This window comes from Streptomyces sp. NPDC033221 (assembly GCF_055577005.1).
Genome location: NZ_JBVIQN010000074.1, coordinates 1 through 14,526, shown reverse-complemented (window position 1 = coordinate 14,526; position 14,526 = coordinate 1). Strand labels below are relative to the sequence as shown.

Below are 14,526 nucleotides of genomic sequence, written 5' to 3'. Positions count from 1 at the left end.
CGCGGTGACCAGCCTGCCGAACTGCCGCGGGCCCAGCCCGGTGAACGGGGCTATCCAGGAGGGCTCCGAGGCCGTGATCACACCAGACACGGCAAAATCATCGCACTTCTGAACGGCAGTTACGGGACAACGCTTAGAGGGCGCTTCTGGGGCTTCTTCAGCTTCCCGGCGCGGTAGCGCTCCACCGTGCGGCGGGAGGTGCCCAGGCGCTCCGCCAGTTCCTTCCTCGACTCCTTCGTGCGCGTGAGAGGGAAGTTCACCTGTGCTTCCGGGGAATTCGGCGCGGGCCGGGTGAAGACCTTCCGCTCCACCGTGCCAGGGCCTCCAGGACCTTGCCGCGGCGCGGGGCCGGCTGCTGCTGCTCGTGATCGCTCATGTCAACCACCAGGTCAGCGAAGCCCTGTGGACAGAGGCCGGAGCGTGCCGGTCACGGGCGTACACGGGTCAGGCGACGTGCGCATCCTGGCCGTCGACGATTCCGGGACTGACGTCGACGGGCACATCAGGTTCAACACGGCCTTCGAGCGGGACCTGTACCCGGACTCCGAAGACGTGGATCTGCACTGGTCGGGCACCTCGGGCTGGTGCCTGCTCCCGTTGAAAGATGACGACGCCGACTTCTATGGTCACGCCCGCTGGATGGGGGCCGGCCTGGTCCCGTCTGTCGACCGCGTCGTTTCCTTCGTGGCCACGGCCAGGCTTTCGCCGGCGGAAGCAGGCAGCAGTGAGCGGCCGTTCTACCGGGCGTCAGGCAGCGACCTCACCGAGCTCCACCAGCGCCTGGCGGCGTTTGTCCTGAACCCGGAGACTCTGCGGCACGCACATACGGCCTGTGCTTCACCGACCTGATCGACCACGTCTACACCGCCAGCCAGGGTGGCCGATGCCTTGACCTCGCCGAAGCACACCGAGGTCTCGGTGGCGCTGCGTCCCGGGAAACTCGAAGCTCTGCGGCATCTCCTGGCGTACGCCCAGATGCACGCCACCGGGCTCCTGGGGGCCTATGCCCGCCATCTGACCCAGGACCTGGACAACCGCCGACAGTTCGCCGCGACGCCCTCCCACCGGGCGATGGAGGCCGCCCGCTCGATCCGCAAGCAGCTCCGCGACCGGCAGCAGCGCGGGGAGTAATTGCCGACGGCCGCAAGCCGTTGAGTCGGCATCGCGTGCAGGAACAACCGCCCCCCTGCGGATACGCGAGCGGACCCGGACCAAATGGGCCGGGCCCGCAGGCTGTTCGGGGCGGCCTCTACAGCCCGAATTCCAGGTGCTGTACGTCGTTGATCTGCACTTCTTGCAGGGAGCCGGCGCGGCGGCCGCCGTCCTGGAAATACACCTCGCGCAGCGCGTCGGCGGCGATCTCGCGCAGCCGGTCCTCGCTGGCGCCCTGCTCCTGGGCGTCGAAGAGGCGGGCGGCGTACTCGGGCGGGAGGGCCACGGTCAGCTGCCGCAGACGGTCTTCGTCCGTCGTGTCCACCGGCGCCCCGGTATAGCCGAGGCGGGCGTGGACGTTGATGACGATGCCGTGGGTCGTGGCCGCCTTCTCCTTCGCCTTGGCACGGATCTGCGGCTGCCAGCGGGCCTTGACCTCGCGTTCCAGGCGCGCGGCGAGGTCGGTGCGGGGCTTTTTGAACTGGTCCTTGACGTACCGCTCGACGGTGCGCTGGGAGATACGCAGCATCTGAGCGACGGCCTTGGTGCCCTTGTGCTGCTTGACCAGGTATCGCATCTGGGCGCCGGCCGACTTCGGTGCCGGGCGGGTGAACGCCTGCTGCACTGCCGTGTCGAGGCCGTCCCCGAACTCCCTGTTCATCGTCTACTCCCCGTTGTCCTTGCTGGTGACGATGCCGTCCTTGATGTAGCGGGCGAGGTTGAGCTCGGGGGCGTCGTACTGCTCCCGTACGCCCTCGCCCCATAGCGTGGTCTGCGTACCTTCGTGCTTGACCAGGCCGGGGTTGATGCCGAGCTTGAAGCCGCCCGGCAGCGGCTTGCCCTCGCGGTAGGGCAGGAAGTCGAGCGGCGAGTCGCCGTCGACCGCGTAGACCACGCAGTCGGAGTTGACCGCGACCGGGTACTGGCCGGTGAACGCCGCGTGCTTGACGATCTTGCGGTGCAGGTTCATCCGGGTGCGGGAGATGACCGCCGCGCGGATGTCCGGGCGCCAGGTGGGCCGCAGGAGTGCCCGCCACGGCTCGCCGGACCTCCAGCCCTCGCCGCGGGGGCGCTCGCGCAGCTTGCCCAGGCCACCCTTCACCGTCGCCTTGACGGCGTTCACCACGAGCGCCAGCTCCGGGTCACGGTTCTTGTAGCCGTCCATCGCCGTCAGGAAGTCTTCCGGGGACAGGTCGGCGTCGACACCGAGGTCGGCCATCGTGGTCAGGTAGGCGTCGCGCAGCCGGTTGTACCAGCCATCCAGGTAGCGGCCGTTGTCGTACCGGACGTATGCCTCGGTCGGCGTGACGTCGTACCCGAGCTCCACCGCGTAGGCCACGGTCGGCGTCGCGTACCAGGCCGGGCCCGTCGGGTGGTCGCCCTTCGGCGTGAACGGGCTGGGCAGCAGCGCGCTGTCCAGCTCCACCCATTCCTTGCCGGCCTTCACCCTCGACAGGTCGACGTGGCTGAGGTCGACCAGCCACGAACCGGGCAGCTTCGCATCGAACGCCGGGTTTGTGACGTGCGTCGGCTCACCGAGGCCGACGACCAGGCCGTTGGCTCCGGCGGCGAAGGCCATGTTTACGTCCAAGCCCACGAGGTTGCGGCGCAGGCACTCGGCGTCGGTCATCGGCCGCGCCCAGTCGTACGCCTCCTCGAACAGTTTCTCCGCCGGGCCGCGCACGTGGAAGCGCGGCAGGTCCTTGAGCAGCGGGTGCCCGTCCGGGGCCTCGCACGGTGCGCAGTCCACCGGGTCCGGGCCCAGCGACCCGGGGTTCTTGTCGGGCGCCTGGCGCAGAACGCCGGTCTCCTGATCGCGTACGGCGTAGGTCGGCGGGTGCAGGGCGGTCATCAGCTCCAGGCCGGTCACGGCGGTCGAGCCGCGCGGCGTCATCACCCGGGATGCGTACGTGCCCAGCACCCGGGCGAGTTCGGCCGGCGGCAGCTGCGCGGCGTGGCCCCAGTGCCGGACATCCAGCGCGTTCCACGACGGGATGCACAGCTGCACGCAGGCCCGCTCCGAGCCCTGGGCCGGACGGTAGATCCTCGCCCACGGCCCGAACCCGCGCTTCGTCAGCTGCCACTGCGCGCGGGCCAGCTGCTTGATGACCTTGTGGCCCTCCGGGATCCGCCCGGCGTGGCGCTCCTCCTCCGTGAGGGCGACGGGCAGCCCGTAGCGCTCCAGGGCGGCTTCGGTGAGCACGAGCAGCGGGTCGGCCGGCTTACCCGGACCGGACAGCTTCGGCTGCCCGAGCTTCGCCTCCTTCAGGGTCCAGTCCACCAGGGACGGCAGGGACTTGGCAGGCACTTCCAGGACCAGACCGCCGACGCAGTACGCCAGCACCTTCCCGTCCTCGACGTCGACGACCGTCAGCGGGCCGTTCTCAAACCGCGGGTCGCTCTCGCCCGCCGGGGTTCCGGCCGGGGCCGCCTTCTTCGTACCCGGGCGGCGCGACGTTGACGACGTCGGCCTGGTGGTGTGCGCCGGATGCGGCGCGGCCGCCGGAGCAGCGGCGGCGGGAGCAGAGGCAGGGGCCTGGGTGTTCTCGGTTGCAGTCATGTCCGCAGCGTCGGACGCCTGGCTCGTGGACAGAGTCTGCGCTTTTGCCGGGGCGGGCGCGGCGGTGAACGTGGCCGACACCCCAGCGTCCTGAACCGGCGCGGTGGCGTCGGCGGGGTAGAGCTCCGCGAGCTTGTCCAGCAGCCGGGCGTAGGCGTCGCGCTCCGGCGGGCGGGGCTCGGTCTTGCCGGACTCCCAACCGGACACCGTGGCCCGGCGCACCTTCAGCGCGGTAGCCACTTCGTCGATCGTCAGGCCGTGCGCGGCGCGCAGCCGCTTGCGCTCCGCCGGTGACGGCAGCTTGGCGCGGGACGCGAGCAGGGCGTCGACCGCGTCGAACAACTCGGACATGGAACACCTCCTGACCGACACTCTACCCCATGAAGCGTACGCCCGGCGTACGTTCGGCGTACGAACCGCGTGCAAAGCACGTACGGCCTCGGGCTGTGAGGTCAGCGGAGAGCGAGCCGAGTGAGCCGTGAGCTGGCTGGAGTGCCCGTACGCCAGGCTCGCCCTACGCTGCAAGCTCAGCGAAAGGGCAGGTCAGCTATGCCGCACTCACTCTGGCAGGGCTCCCTCAGCTTTGGGCTGGTCACCGTGCCGATCTCCCTGCACGCCGCCACAAACAGCGGACCGTCCGTCTCCTTCGTGCGCGCGCACAAGGCCGACGGCGGCAGGGTCCGGAACATGCCCGTGTGCAACCTCGACGGCGAAGAGGTCCCCCGTGAGGACATCGGCCGGGGGTACGTCACCGGCGACCGCGTCGTGCCGGTCACTGACGAGGACCTTGACCGGCTTCCTCTTCCAACGGCGAAGGTGCTGACGATCCTCTCCTTCGTCGGCTTCTCAGAGATCGACCCACTACAGGTCGGTAAGCCGTACTACACCCACGCCGAAGGGCCGGCCACGAAGCCGTACGAGCTGCTGCGCCGGGCGATCCGCGAACGCCGATCCTGCATGGTTCATCGGCTCCGCGCAGCGCGGGCAGATTCGCTGCCTCGCCCTGTCGTGAGATTGCTTGTACGAGACCCGGCAGCAGAGGCAGACGTACGAGGTTCTCCCATGGGCAACCTAGGCAGCCTATAGAACGCTTCGCGAAGAATGCAGCGGAATTCACGGGCCGGGGCTTGGTCGAGATGAATTGGCCGTTTGGCTCAACTGAACACCTGGAGCGCTCAGTCACAGCGGCGTGCGTATTTTCACCGGCCCTGCCGACGGCCGCAGCGCCGCCGTACGGATCACGCACGAGGTTTACGGCGCGGCGCGCACCGCTCAGCAGGCCGGACACGAAATTCCTAGCGGACGGTCGGACGGCTGGGGAGCCCGCGGCTACCGGTCCGGCTGGGAGCTCGGCTGGAAGGCGACGGCCGCCGGACGCTGGAATGCCGAGCGATCACGTGGCAAGTTGCTGACCAGCGGTCATTGACGGCTGGTCGAGCGGGACACCGGCCACTGACCGACGTTCTGCCGCTGCGGTGCACAGCACGTGATGCGGACGGCGGCGGGTTGACGTGGTGACGTAGGCCCGGCCCACCGCCCCCGCCCCAAACAATTCGGTGGGTCATTTGCCGTAGGAAAGTCATAATTCCTGGGAAGCCGGGGCGAAGGGGAGCTTATTGGACGTGTTTGCGTGTGCCGGGTGCGGCACCGACCTGACGGTGCCGGTGTCCCGAGTGGCCCTCCCGGTCCACACCCATCACGGGGGCTGGGAGGAGCTCCATCCTCCGCTGCTGGAACCCGCGACGTACGCCGTCGAGCCCCGACCCACGAGACCACCGTGGCGGTTGCGGGAGGAGATCGGAGAGGACGCGGCGGCCTGGCAGGGCGTATACGCGCCGGTGTACTCCGTCTCCTTCGACGCGCGGAACAGGATCGTCATCGCCCCCGGCGACTCCCGGTCCATGGCCTTGATACCCGAGAAGTGTGAGGGCCACTGCCGGGGTGTGGACGGCCGGGCCGGCCCCAACCTGGCATGCGAGGGGCGCGGGCGGGCCGTGGCGACCCGCATGGACGACTGCGGGGTGTGGCAGACGGTGTGGCTGGAGCCCGACGCGGTCGTACGCCGCCCCTCCGGACTCCCCGCCGGTCCGCCTCCCGACTGGGACAAGCTGGAGCGCGCCGAGCACCGCGTTCCGCCCGTCGAATCTGACGGATCGTGGAGCCGCCGGTGGGAAGCAGCGGTCGGGGTCGCGATGGCCCACCTCGTGGCGGCCACTGAGGACCACCCCGTATCCCTGCCCGCTGGTCCTGTCACCGAGTTGCTCGGCCACGCCGTCGGCCTGTACCTGCCGGCCGGGCCCGATGCCCGTACCGTGGGGCTGGCCGGCCCGGGAATCCGCACGCCCCTGCCCCGTCCCGACGTCCTTCTCGTCCCCTGTCATCCTCTGACGGGCACGCCCTGGCGCCCACCCGGCGACGACGTGGCCGTGGTACCGCTGGACAGCGGCGTCTGGGCGTATCTCGCCCACCCGGGCGAGACCTCACCGATACCCGCCACCGGGGTGCTCCCGGAGGGCGTCCTGCGCGACGATTACCCTCTGCCGCAGCGCCCCTGGCGCCCTCTGACGCCCCACCACCGCGCCTTCGAGTACACCCTGGCCGGGCTGCCCGCCATACGCACCCCCCGGCTGCGCAGGCACCACGATGCATACCGATCATGAGTGCCTGACCGGGCGTCCACGGCGCCGAGGGCGCATCGGTCCCCTCATCGTCCGGGTCGGATCCGCCGACGGCCTTCACGGCTGGTGGCGGCACGTCTCCCAGCGCCCCGGCCCGGCCGGCGAGGACGAGCCGGTTCTCACCCTGTTTGCGCCCTACGCCTGCGGCACGTACCTGTACGTGGAGCCCCCGACGAGGGCTCGCTGATCATGAATGCTCGGCGAGCTCGGCACCGCCCCCGGTGCGTCCGTCGAATGCGACAGGCGGCGGCGCATCCGCTACGAGAGCTACGGCCACCCGGCCAACGGCAGCGACGAGTCGCCCTTCCAGTCCGGCGGGCGCTACCTCGTACGGGGCGCACCGCAGCTCCGGTGGTCGGTGACTCAACCTCGAACTTGGTCGCAACCCGCCCGACGTTCCCGTGCTGACCGAGCGAGCCGTGGTCGCCGCTCTGTGCTACGTGTCCGCTGCGGCCCGGTCGCAGAGCCGGAAACCTTCTTGATCGTCGGGTGGCGATACCTAGCCTTTGAGTGCCATAACACCGACGGGAAATGCAAAGACATGATCCGACAGGCGAAAGCGCTCGTTCCGCTCGCTGCCACCGCGATGGTCACAGCCCTGGCCGCACCGGCCTCTGCGGCGATTCCCTCAGCAGGTTCCTCTTCCGCGATGAAGACGGGCCACACCGTCGCGTGCAACAAGCCACGCGGGCAGACGGCCAACTTAAGCTGGACGGAGAGCACCGTGAACACCACCGTGTACTTCAACAACCACTGCTCTCACCTCATGGCGGTCCGAGTGCACATGAAGGTGCGTTATGAGGGACATGTCAGCAAGTGCCTGAAGGTGAACGCAAAGACCATGGGGCGCAAGGCATTCAAGCAAAGCGTGAGCGGTGCCTTCGAGGCCTGACCCGGGGCTGCTGACCTGGCAGCACCGGGCTGCCCCTGTCCCCCGCGGCCGTCCTCGTGAGCCGACGCTCAGTATCTCGCGCGCGGGCCTCGGTCCGGCCAAATCTGGAGAGCCGAGCCGGGTACAACGGAAGGACCCCAGCCTCCAGCCTCCGCAGTCTTGTCGGCGCGTGAGTGCCCTGCGTAATTGGGAAGCGACTTGGGCGGGGATGCGGAACACTTCCCGGGTGATCGTGATGCAGCCTGTTCTGGAGACCCAGCCCTGTGATGGCTCTGCCCTCTGGCCCGTCGCCGAGGCCGAGCCGTTCGGCTACCTGCCACTCAGCGGTGAGCTCGTTCCCGTCGAGGTCGGGACAGCGCTGATGTACATCGCCAGCTGCAACGACATCGACCCTGAACACGACGGCCGGCCCTCGCGGCCCGCTGACCCGCTCGGAGCGTTCCTCCACGGGCTGCTGACCTTCGACAGTCTCTTCGCGGCCGGCGGCATGCGCGTCACGGACACCTCCAAGGGAATCACCTTGCTCCCCGGCTGCTGCGCTGGGCTGGAGGAGTGGCGTGACTGGTACGAGGTCGTCGACGGCAGCGGCCGGGCCTTCTTCGGCCACGACCCCGATCCGTTCGCCGAGCGCGTGGTCGACACCGTCCGGTTGACTGTCGATGTCGAGCAGAGCGACAGCCCGGTGATCGAGATGTCCGTCACCGAGCTCCGCCGCCTGCTCGACGGCGCCGAGCAGGACCTGACCGACTTCGCTGCACTGGCCGCCGACTGGGTGTCTCAGCACCTGCCCGGCCACTTCACCCCCGTCACCGGTGCCCTCGCCCGCGCCCTTGCGCTGCCCGCATCGGCCGTACTGCCGAAGCGTAGGCCGACACCCTGCAACAGCCCCCGATGAGTGATGCGTGCAGGGTCGCAGGCGCGGCCCCAGTGCATGGCGGTCAGTCCTGCTGTCGTCCGCCTTGGAACTCCTCTACGCGCGGAAGCCCACGCCACCGTAACGCCGGTCCTGTGCCGGAACTCGGTCCGGCTCGCGCGAAAAGCCCTTTCTCCTCCATGCCTTGCCGGATGCTAGTCGGTCGCCGACAGCACGTCGGAGGCGGCGGCCCGCTGCACCGCGAGACTGGCCCTGCACCCTCTGTACAACTGGTGAATCCGGCAGACTCCGTCGTGCCAGGCTCTGACAGCGTCCCGGTTTCCGCATACACGGCACGTCAGCGCATCAGCCTCACCAGGCGGCACCGACGCGTGGAGCACCCGCCCGACGACCACCGGCAGCGGCTCTCCGGGATGGCTCGTCGGCTCGGGACAGTAGGCGATGTTCCCCCAACCACGCTGCCAACCTCGCCAGGCATCGACTGCATTCGCCTGCCGAAAGCCACGTGCTTTGTCTGCTCGCCAGCGGGTGGCGTAGGCGTGTTCGTCCGTGAGCCAGAGCTGCCGGGCATGGTGCAACTCCTCGACGGCGCGTATGAGCGAGCCCGGATCCTGCTCCAGCCTCTTGGGAATACCTGCGCTGAGACAGAGGTGGTGGTACGTGGCCCGGAAGCCGTCAGGCGCGAAATGGACGAGGCACGACCGCAGATTCGTGTGGCGGACACATGCGGGCAGGCCCGTGTCGTAGACCCGTCGCCGGTGCGTGTTGAAGCAGCTCATCTCGGAACACTACGGTCTGCCGAGCACGCACACATCACTTCGACGGCCAAAGTTACACTCCGGCGGTGCCCTTGACAAACTGTTCTCGCGACCAGTTGCGCAATGCCGGTCTGCCAGGTCCAAGTGGTCCACCGCCGCCTCGTCGCCCTACGCCACCCGAAGCCCACTGACTCGCGTCTCCGCCGCCCTGCCCGATACGCCTGGTAGGGCCGCGTGGTTCGACGGACGGGAAGGCCCTGAGCGGCTGTCGGCAGGCCGGAGCTTCCGTCCGGTCCTGGTGGCCGCAGCCGACTGCCGCTCCTGCGGCGTGCGACCCGACCTCGGCGGAGGCGGCCGCTCAAAAGTCCTGTCGATGCCGGCACTCGTGCTCGGCGAGACCCTCGGATGTGCCGACGAACGTGGGGCCGCAGCTGGACGTCAGCCGCACAACGGCCATCGCCACTTCCTCCTGCGCTGTATCGGCCTTACCGATCTTCTGTGCCCGCGAGGGCCCAGCGACGCACTACGGGCCGGTGTGATCCGGGCCGGCCGCTGTCGGACCGGTGTACGGCGCATCCCACGTCCAACGGAACTCAGTGCAGCGGCTGAAGTGCAACTCCTTCATCCCGCCCCAGGGGAAAAGCTGCCGCAACCGCGGCTCGGCGTAGACCGCCGCGACCAATGTGGCGCTGGCCCGGTCGCCACCGAGCAGTTCCTGCCATGCCGCTTCAACTACGTCCCCGCCCGGGCTGTCCATCGTCACGACGGCATTCACCAGGTCGCTCATCACTGGTGCGGCCTCACCACATACTCCGAGCCATTCATCAGCCATTTCTGATGAAACAGTCACACCTCAAGGCGGGCGAGACGGCGGTCAACCTCCGCCCGCCCCGGGCCCATTCCCTCCCGTTCTAGGTCGTGTCGAAGAAGCGCGGACGAGGGGCGTAGCCATTCACCGGTTCACCGATGCACCGATGGCGGCAATAGCTGTGTCAATCTCAGGGGCGGGCTCTCATGTGCAGCTGTGCGATGAGTTCCTGGTCGGCCGCGCGGGCGACGGCGGGTCCGGGTCACGTTCGTCGAGCTGGAGCCGCAGGTCGGTGATGCACTGCTTGAGGGTGGTGTTTTGCTCCTTGAGCTCGTGGATATCGCCGGAGGCGCCGAGCCCGTATTCCCGCTACGCGTCCTCGCCGAGCAGGATGGAGAGCCAGACCTCCGCCCGCAGTCACCTGCCTCGCCTCCGTCCGGCGCGGGCTCATGGGCCAGCGGCTATGGACCCGCCGCAGCGGCAGGCGCATCCGGGACAGGCACTGCCATGGGCCGGGCAGTTCAGGACGAGGCAGCCGGCGGCCCGTCCGCATCAGGACGCCAGGACGACCGTTTCTGCCCAGAGGACTGCCAGGACGAGGGCGTCCTGGCGGCCGCGCGCCTGGGCGGGTGCGAACCGGGCAGGTCCGAGCGGCGTCAGTCGCCGCTGGTGATGAAGCCGGCTATAGCGGCGGCGACGGCTTCGGGCTGTTCATCGGGGATGAAGTGCCCGGCGTCGGGCACGACGACTCCGGTGGTGTTGTCGGCCCATGGGCTGATGGCGGCTGCCATGTCCGGGATGGAGCCGTGGCTGCTGGAGATTCCGAGGATGGGCACGGTCAGATGCTGCCGGTTGAGCGCCTGGTGGTTCTTGCGCGCCGACTCGGCGGCGTCCCGGTAGTAGGCGAGGGAGGCGCGGAGGCCGCCGTCGGCGGCGAGGGCCGCTGCGTAGTGGTCGAGGTCGGCGTCGTCGAACGCGTCGGGAGAAAGAGCCTTCGTTTTCAGGAACCAGCCGACGTAGTCCCGTTCGCGGCCGGCGAGCAGGGTCTCGGGCAGGTCGGGCACGAGGTGGAACGCGAAATGCCAGGTCTTCCACGCCCGGGCCGGGTCGGTGGGAATCGTTTTCGGGAGGGTGATGCCGGGTATTCCGGCGTCGAGCAGGGCGACCCCACGCAGCTGACTCTCGTGGTTGAGGGCGAGGGAGAAGGCGACCCAGGCGCCGATGTCGTGGGCGGCCAGCCAGTAAGCCGACACTCCGAGTGCCTTTACGGCGGCGTGGACGTGGGCGGCGACCGTGTGGGTGTCGTAGCTGCGCTCCGGGCGATCGGAGTGGCCCTGGCCCGGCAGGTCGATCGCGATGACGCGGAACCGGTCGGCGAGACTGGGCATGACCTTTCGCCAGGCCTGCCAGGTTTGCGGGAACCCGGCGAGCAGGACGACAGCCGGGCCGGCTGGCCGGCCGCCTTCGACGGCATGAAGGCGGATGCCGTCTGCGTCGACCCAGCGGTGGGTGAACCCGTCCAGGTCGTGCAGGGGCAGATCGCGGACCGGGGTGGCTTCGGAGACATGCTGAGTGGTGGTCGCAGGCTCAGTCACGGGAGTCCTCCTTTGGTGTGGGGTTTGTTGGTTCGGTGCTACGCCCCAGGGCGCCAGGCTTGCGATGGCGATGGCGGGAACAGTCAGGGTGATGCTGGTGACCGGGGCCCGGCTATCTGGTCGAGGACGCCCATTAGAGGGACGGGGCTGATGAGGCCGGAATAGGTGAACAGGAAGGAGCGGGTCCACAGTGCCGTCTCGATGAGGATCATCCCGGCTTCCGGTCGGCCTGCCCTGGCGCTCCGCCGCAGGAGCCGCGGAGGTATGAAGACCTGGGCCAGCAGTGCGCTGACGAACAGGGCGCCGACGCCCGCGCCGATGACGGCCAGGCTCCATAGACCCAGGGCGTCACGGAGAAACGCCGGGACCAGGGACAAGAAGAAACCTTTCACGCCCGAGGACCCGGCCATTGGCACGCCGCCGGCGGCAAACGGCGGGCCCGGCCCGTGCCGCGGGGACGTGCCGGGCGGCGGGCGCGGGGCCGCCGGCGCGTCCTCGGCCCTGGGATCTTGGGGGCTGCCAGCCAGGCAATGCCCGCCGTCGCGGTGATGAGACCAGTTGCCCCGCTGCTGAGGGCCCGCGAGACCAGCAGGACGGTCAGACCGTTGGCGAGTGCGAATCCGAGGGTGCTGCCCGCTGTGAGCGTGAGCGCCAGGACGGAGCAGCGTCCGATCGCGTCGGACAGTTAACCAGCCACAAGCGGCATGCCAACGACGCCGATGACGTAGGCGATGAAGACGAGGGGTGTGGTGACGGGCCCGAAGCCGAACTTCGACGCCCACAGGACGTAGAGCAAAACGGTCAGATGTCCGCCAGCCATGACGATGGTGTAGATGAGGACGGCGGCGGCCGGGACCAGGCGGCGTGCCCGTGGCGCTTCCTCGGATTGCGGGGCCCGCGGTCATGGTCATGTCTGCAACGTAGCACATCTTGAACTAATCAGTTCAAGATGGAATGGTGTGCAGCACAGCCCATGGACCTCGACACCCCGGCAAGGAAGCGCCACGTGGCAGGCAAGAAGCAGTACGACATGGACGCGGCACTCGACGCCGCGATGATCCAGTTCTGGCGCGCCGGCTACGCCGACACCTCAGTGGACGACCTGTCACGGGCAACCGGCCTGAACCGCAGCTCCATCTACTCCTCGCTCGGCGACAAGGACACGCTCTTCCTGCGCTGCCTGGATCGCTACGCCGCGCGCTACGGCGACAGGTACGACGCCGCCCTGTCGTGTGCAGCCTCGGAACCCCTTGCAGCTGTCCGTGCGTTCTTCGACGTCACCCTCGAACGCATCGCCGATCCCGAACTGCCCGATGGATGCCTGATTGCCCAGTCGGCCATGGCCATTCCGGTGCTGAGCCCGGCCGTCGCGGCGCACGCCAAGGAGGCGCTCGGCTTCCAGCGTTTGCGCCTGCGCGCCGCGCTGAGGGCCGGGCGATTGACCGACCAGGACGCCGATGCCTTCGCTGAACACGCGGCGGCCGTGAACCAGTCTCTCGCCGTCATGAGCAGAGCCGGGGCGAGCCCGGCGCAGCTCCTGGCCGTGGTGGGCGTGACCGTTGACGCGCTCTCACAAGCGTTGCGCGCGATTGGGCGTGTTTAAGGAGACCAGGGGCCGGAGCCACTCGCCGACGAAGGCGACGTGGAGGGTGGCCTCGTAGCGGACGGCAAACTTGTCACAGCGGGTGGCGACGCCCCGGTTGTGCTTGAGGCGATTGATCCCGCATTCCACGACGTGCCGCTGCTTGCACTTCTCCTTGTCGTACGCGCACGGGCGGCCTCCTGACCTGCCTTTGCGCTTCCGGTTCGCGATCTGTTCCTTCTTCTCCGGGATGGTGCACCAGATTCCGCGCAGGCGGAGGTACCAGCGGTTGGCCCTCGATCCGTACGCCTTATCGCCCAGGGCCCGGTCCGACCGGGTACGGGGCCGGCCGCCGTGCAGCCTGGCGACGCGGATCCTGCCCAGCACGGGGATGAACAGCGGGCTGTCGCTTCGTGGTCCGCGGTGACCATGACCGCCAGGGGCTTCTGGCCCTGGTCGACAGCCAGGTGGAACTTGCTGGTCAGCCCGCCGCGAGAGCGGCCCAGGCCGTGGTCCGCCGACTCGGGTCCGGGCGGCTCCTTCTGCCCGCCGGGGTCCTTGTCTGCCCCGGCGGAGGCGGAGTGCTGATGCGCCCGCGCGGTGCCGGAGCCGACGGAGACGTCCCAGGCCACGTGCCCGGCCTGGTCGGCCAGGGCCTGCAGCGCGGCCACGATCAGGGCCCATCCCGGCGAACTGCCAGCGGCGAAACAGCTCATACACGGTCTCCCAGGGGCCGGACTGCTCAGGAACGTCCGCCACGGGGACCCGGCCGGGTGCGCCATCGGATCCCGTCGACAAGCTGCCGCAGCGGGTGTCTGCGCGGCCGGCCGAGCTTTCCCCCCCGCCGGAATCACGGGTGTAGCTCTCCTGTAGGGACGGTTGTCTGCAGGTCGTGGCAGGTTCTGGGCTTGTGAGTGAGTGTTCGTTGTCATCGGCCTGGATGTCCTCGTGGGCGGTGCGGTTTCAGGAGTGCTGGGTGAGATGACGGAGGGGTTCGAGCGCGAGTACGGTTTCCCGCCAGGCACCAACGTGATCCGTCTGGCCAATCTGGGTGGTCAAGAGGCGGTTCGTGTTCTGGGCTCCGATGCTCGTGTGCCCGGAGACCTGATCGTCTTCTACGGCAGCATCGGCGAAGCCGTGTGGGTGGACGTCGGCAATGGCCACTTCGTTCATCCCGCCTGTGGTGTCCTTGAGTACCTTGCGGACTACGGGCCCGTCCGCGTGGGCGAGCTCCTGGAGCCGTGCGGGCTGGTGGTCGGATCCGACGGGGGCGGCAGGTCCTACCTCGTCAGTCCTGACGGCTCGGTCCACCGGACGCGGACGGCATCGCTGGAAGAGCCTGAACTCGACAAAGTAGCGGACGACCTGCGCCACTTCCTGGAGCTGCTGGAGCGGTCCCTGGCCCGGTTCGTCGTCACGGGTGAATCTGGGTATCTCTAGTCTCCAGGCAGACCGATAACGTTTCGGCAGGACGGTGGGCGACGATGGGCTCGTTGATCGAAGAACTCGAGCAGCGGGAGTCCGAGGCCCGTGCACGGGTGGAAGAACTCCGCAAACAGTTAGCCGAGGTGACTGAGAGGCTCGCGTCGGCTGAGCAGAGGCTGTCCCGGCTGAAGATCGCCCGGGA

Annotated in this window: 16 protein-coding genes and 1 pseudogene; 9 read left to right on the top strand and 8 right to left on the bottom strand. The window is 68.9% G+C overall.

Annotated elements, in window-relative coordinates:
* A pseudogene (locus tag ACZ53K_RS41990) lies at nucleotides 1-90 on the bottom strand (IS5/IS1182 family transposase); the annotation flags it as partial.
* 363 nt (nucleotides 91-453) lie between these two features.
* On the opposite strand from ACZ53K_RS41990, the gene ACZ53K_RS41985 reads away from it, so the two are divergent.
* Together ACZ53K_RS41985 and ACZ53K_RS41980 are read left to right on the top strand one after the other, a co-directional pair.
* Nucleotides 454-849, top strand: coding sequence for a hypothetical protein (locus ACZ53K_RS41985; RefSeq protein ID WP_468848216.1), 396 nt, complete (start codon nucleotides 454-456; stop codon nucleotides 847-849).
* Between the two features lie 39 nt (nucleotides 850-888).
* Nucleotides 889-1,131, top strand: a complete 243-nt coding sequence (locus ACZ53K_RS41980; protein ID WP_468848213.1) for a hypothetical protein — start codon at nucleotides 889-891, stop codon at nucleotides 1,129-1,131.
* 118 nt (nucleotides 1,132-1,249) lie between these two features.
* Here ACZ53K_RS41980 and tpg read toward each other — a convergent pair whose 3' ends face one another.
* Nucleotides 1,250-1,813, bottom strand: a complete 564-nt coding sequence (tpg, locus tag ACZ53K_RS41975; RefSeq protein WP_468848210.1) for a telomere-protecting terminal protein Tpg — start codon at nucleotides 1,811-1,813, stop codon at nucleotides 1,250-1,252.
* A gap of 3 nt (nucleotides 1,814-1,816) precedes the next feature.
* Nucleotides 1,817-4,063, bottom strand: a complete 2,247-nt coding sequence (gene tap, locus ACZ53K_RS41970; RefSeq protein ID WP_468848207.1) for a telomere-associated protein Tap — start codon at nucleotides 4,061-4,063, stop codon at nucleotides 1,817-1,819.
* Nucleotides 4,064-4,309: 246 nt separating this feature from the next.
* Here tap and ACZ53K_RS41965 point away from each other — a divergent pair, with 246 nt between their 5' ends.
* From ACZ53K_RS41965 to ACZ53K_RS41945, 5 genes are all read left to right on the top strand, one after another.
* Nucleotides 4,310-4,798, top strand: a complete 489-nt coding sequence (locus ACZ53K_RS41965; protein WP_468848204.1) for a Ku protein — start codon at nucleotides 4,310-4,312, stop codon at nucleotides 4,796-4,798.
* Between the two features lie 103 nt (nucleotides 4,799-4,901).
* A complete protein-coding gene (locus ACZ53K_RS41960) occupies nucleotides 4,902-5,138 on the top strand; it encodes a hypothetical protein (RefSeq protein WP_468848202.1) in 237 nt (78 codons plus the stop codon).
* A gap of 196 nt (nucleotides 5,139-5,334) precedes the next feature.
* Complete coding sequence (locus tag ACZ53K_RS41955) at nucleotides 5,335-6,372, top strand: hypothetical protein (protein ID WP_468848223.1); 1,038 nt, start codon at nucleotides 5,335-5,337, stop codon at nucleotides 6,370-6,372.
* Nucleotides 6,373-6,931: 559 nt separating this feature from the next.
* Entirely contained in the window at nucleotides 6,932-7,282 is a 351-nt protein-coding gene (locus ACZ53K_RS41950; protein WP_468848199.1) for a hypothetical protein, read from the top strand.
* A gap of 235 nt (nucleotides 7,283-7,517) precedes the next feature.
* On the top strand, nucleotides 7,518-8,177 hold the full coding sequence (locus ACZ53K_RS41945) for a hypothetical protein (RefSeq protein ID WP_468848220.1): 660 nt from the start codon (nucleotides 7,518-7,520) through the stop codon (nucleotides 8,175-8,177).
* 1,260 nt (nucleotides 8,178-9,437) lie between these two features.
* Here the strand turns inward: ACZ53K_RS41945 and ACZ53K_RS41940 are convergent.
* The 4 genes from ACZ53K_RS41940 to ACZ53K_RS41925 form a co-directional block, all read right to left on the bottom strand.
* A complete protein-coding gene (locus ACZ53K_RS41940) occupies nucleotides 9,438-9,701 on the bottom strand; it encodes a DUF6193 family natural product biosynthesis protein (protein WP_468848196.1) in 264 nt (87 codons plus the stop codon).
* A 677-nt stretch (nucleotides 9,702-10,378) separates the two neighbouring features.
* Entirely contained in the window at nucleotides 10,379-11,317 is a 939-nt protein-coding gene (locus ACZ53K_RS41935) for an alpha/beta fold hydrolase (protein ID WP_468848193.1), read from the bottom strand.
* Between the two features lie 83 nt (nucleotides 11,318-11,400).
* The gene (locus ACZ53K_RS41930; RefSeq protein WP_468848190.1) at nucleotides 11,401-11,694 is read right to left on the bottom strand and encodes a hypothetical protein; all 294 of its coding nucleotides are present in this window, start codon (nucleotides 11,692-11,694) and stop codon (nucleotides 11,401-11,403) included.
* A 308-nt stretch (nucleotides 11,695-12,002) separates the two neighbouring features.
* A complete protein-coding gene (locus ACZ53K_RS41925) occupies nucleotides 12,003-12,137 on the bottom strand; it encodes a hypothetical protein (protein ID WP_468848188.1) in 135 nt (44 codons plus the stop codon).
* Between the two features lie 186 nt (nucleotides 12,138-12,323).
* On the opposite strand from ACZ53K_RS41925, the gene ACZ53K_RS41920 reads away from it, so the two are divergent.
* Nucleotides 12,324-12,920, top strand: coding sequence for a TetR/AcrR family transcriptional regulator (locus ACZ53K_RS41920; RefSeq protein ID WP_468848218.1), 597 nt, complete (start codon nucleotides 12,324-12,326; stop codon nucleotides 12,918-12,920).
* On the opposite strand, the gene ACZ53K_RS41915 is transcribed toward ACZ53K_RS41920, so the two are convergent.
* Entirely contained in the window at nucleotides 12,888-13,286 is a 399-nt protein-coding gene (locus ACZ53K_RS41915) for a transposase family protein (protein WP_468848185.1), read from the bottom strand. The two genes, ACZ53K_RS41920 and ACZ53K_RS41915, sit on opposite strands and share 33 nt — an antisense overlap.
* A 531-nt stretch (nucleotides 13,287-13,817) precedes the next feature.
* On the opposite strand from ACZ53K_RS41915, the gene ACZ53K_RS41910 reads away from it, so the two are divergent.
* The gene (locus ACZ53K_RS41910; protein ID WP_468848183.1) at nucleotides 13,818-14,339 is read left to right on the top strand and encodes an SMI1/KNR4 family protein; all 522 of its coding nucleotides are present in this window, start codon (nucleotides 13,818-13,820) and stop codon (nucleotides 14,337-14,339) included.
* Nucleotides 14,340-14,526 lie beyond the last annotated feature (187 nt).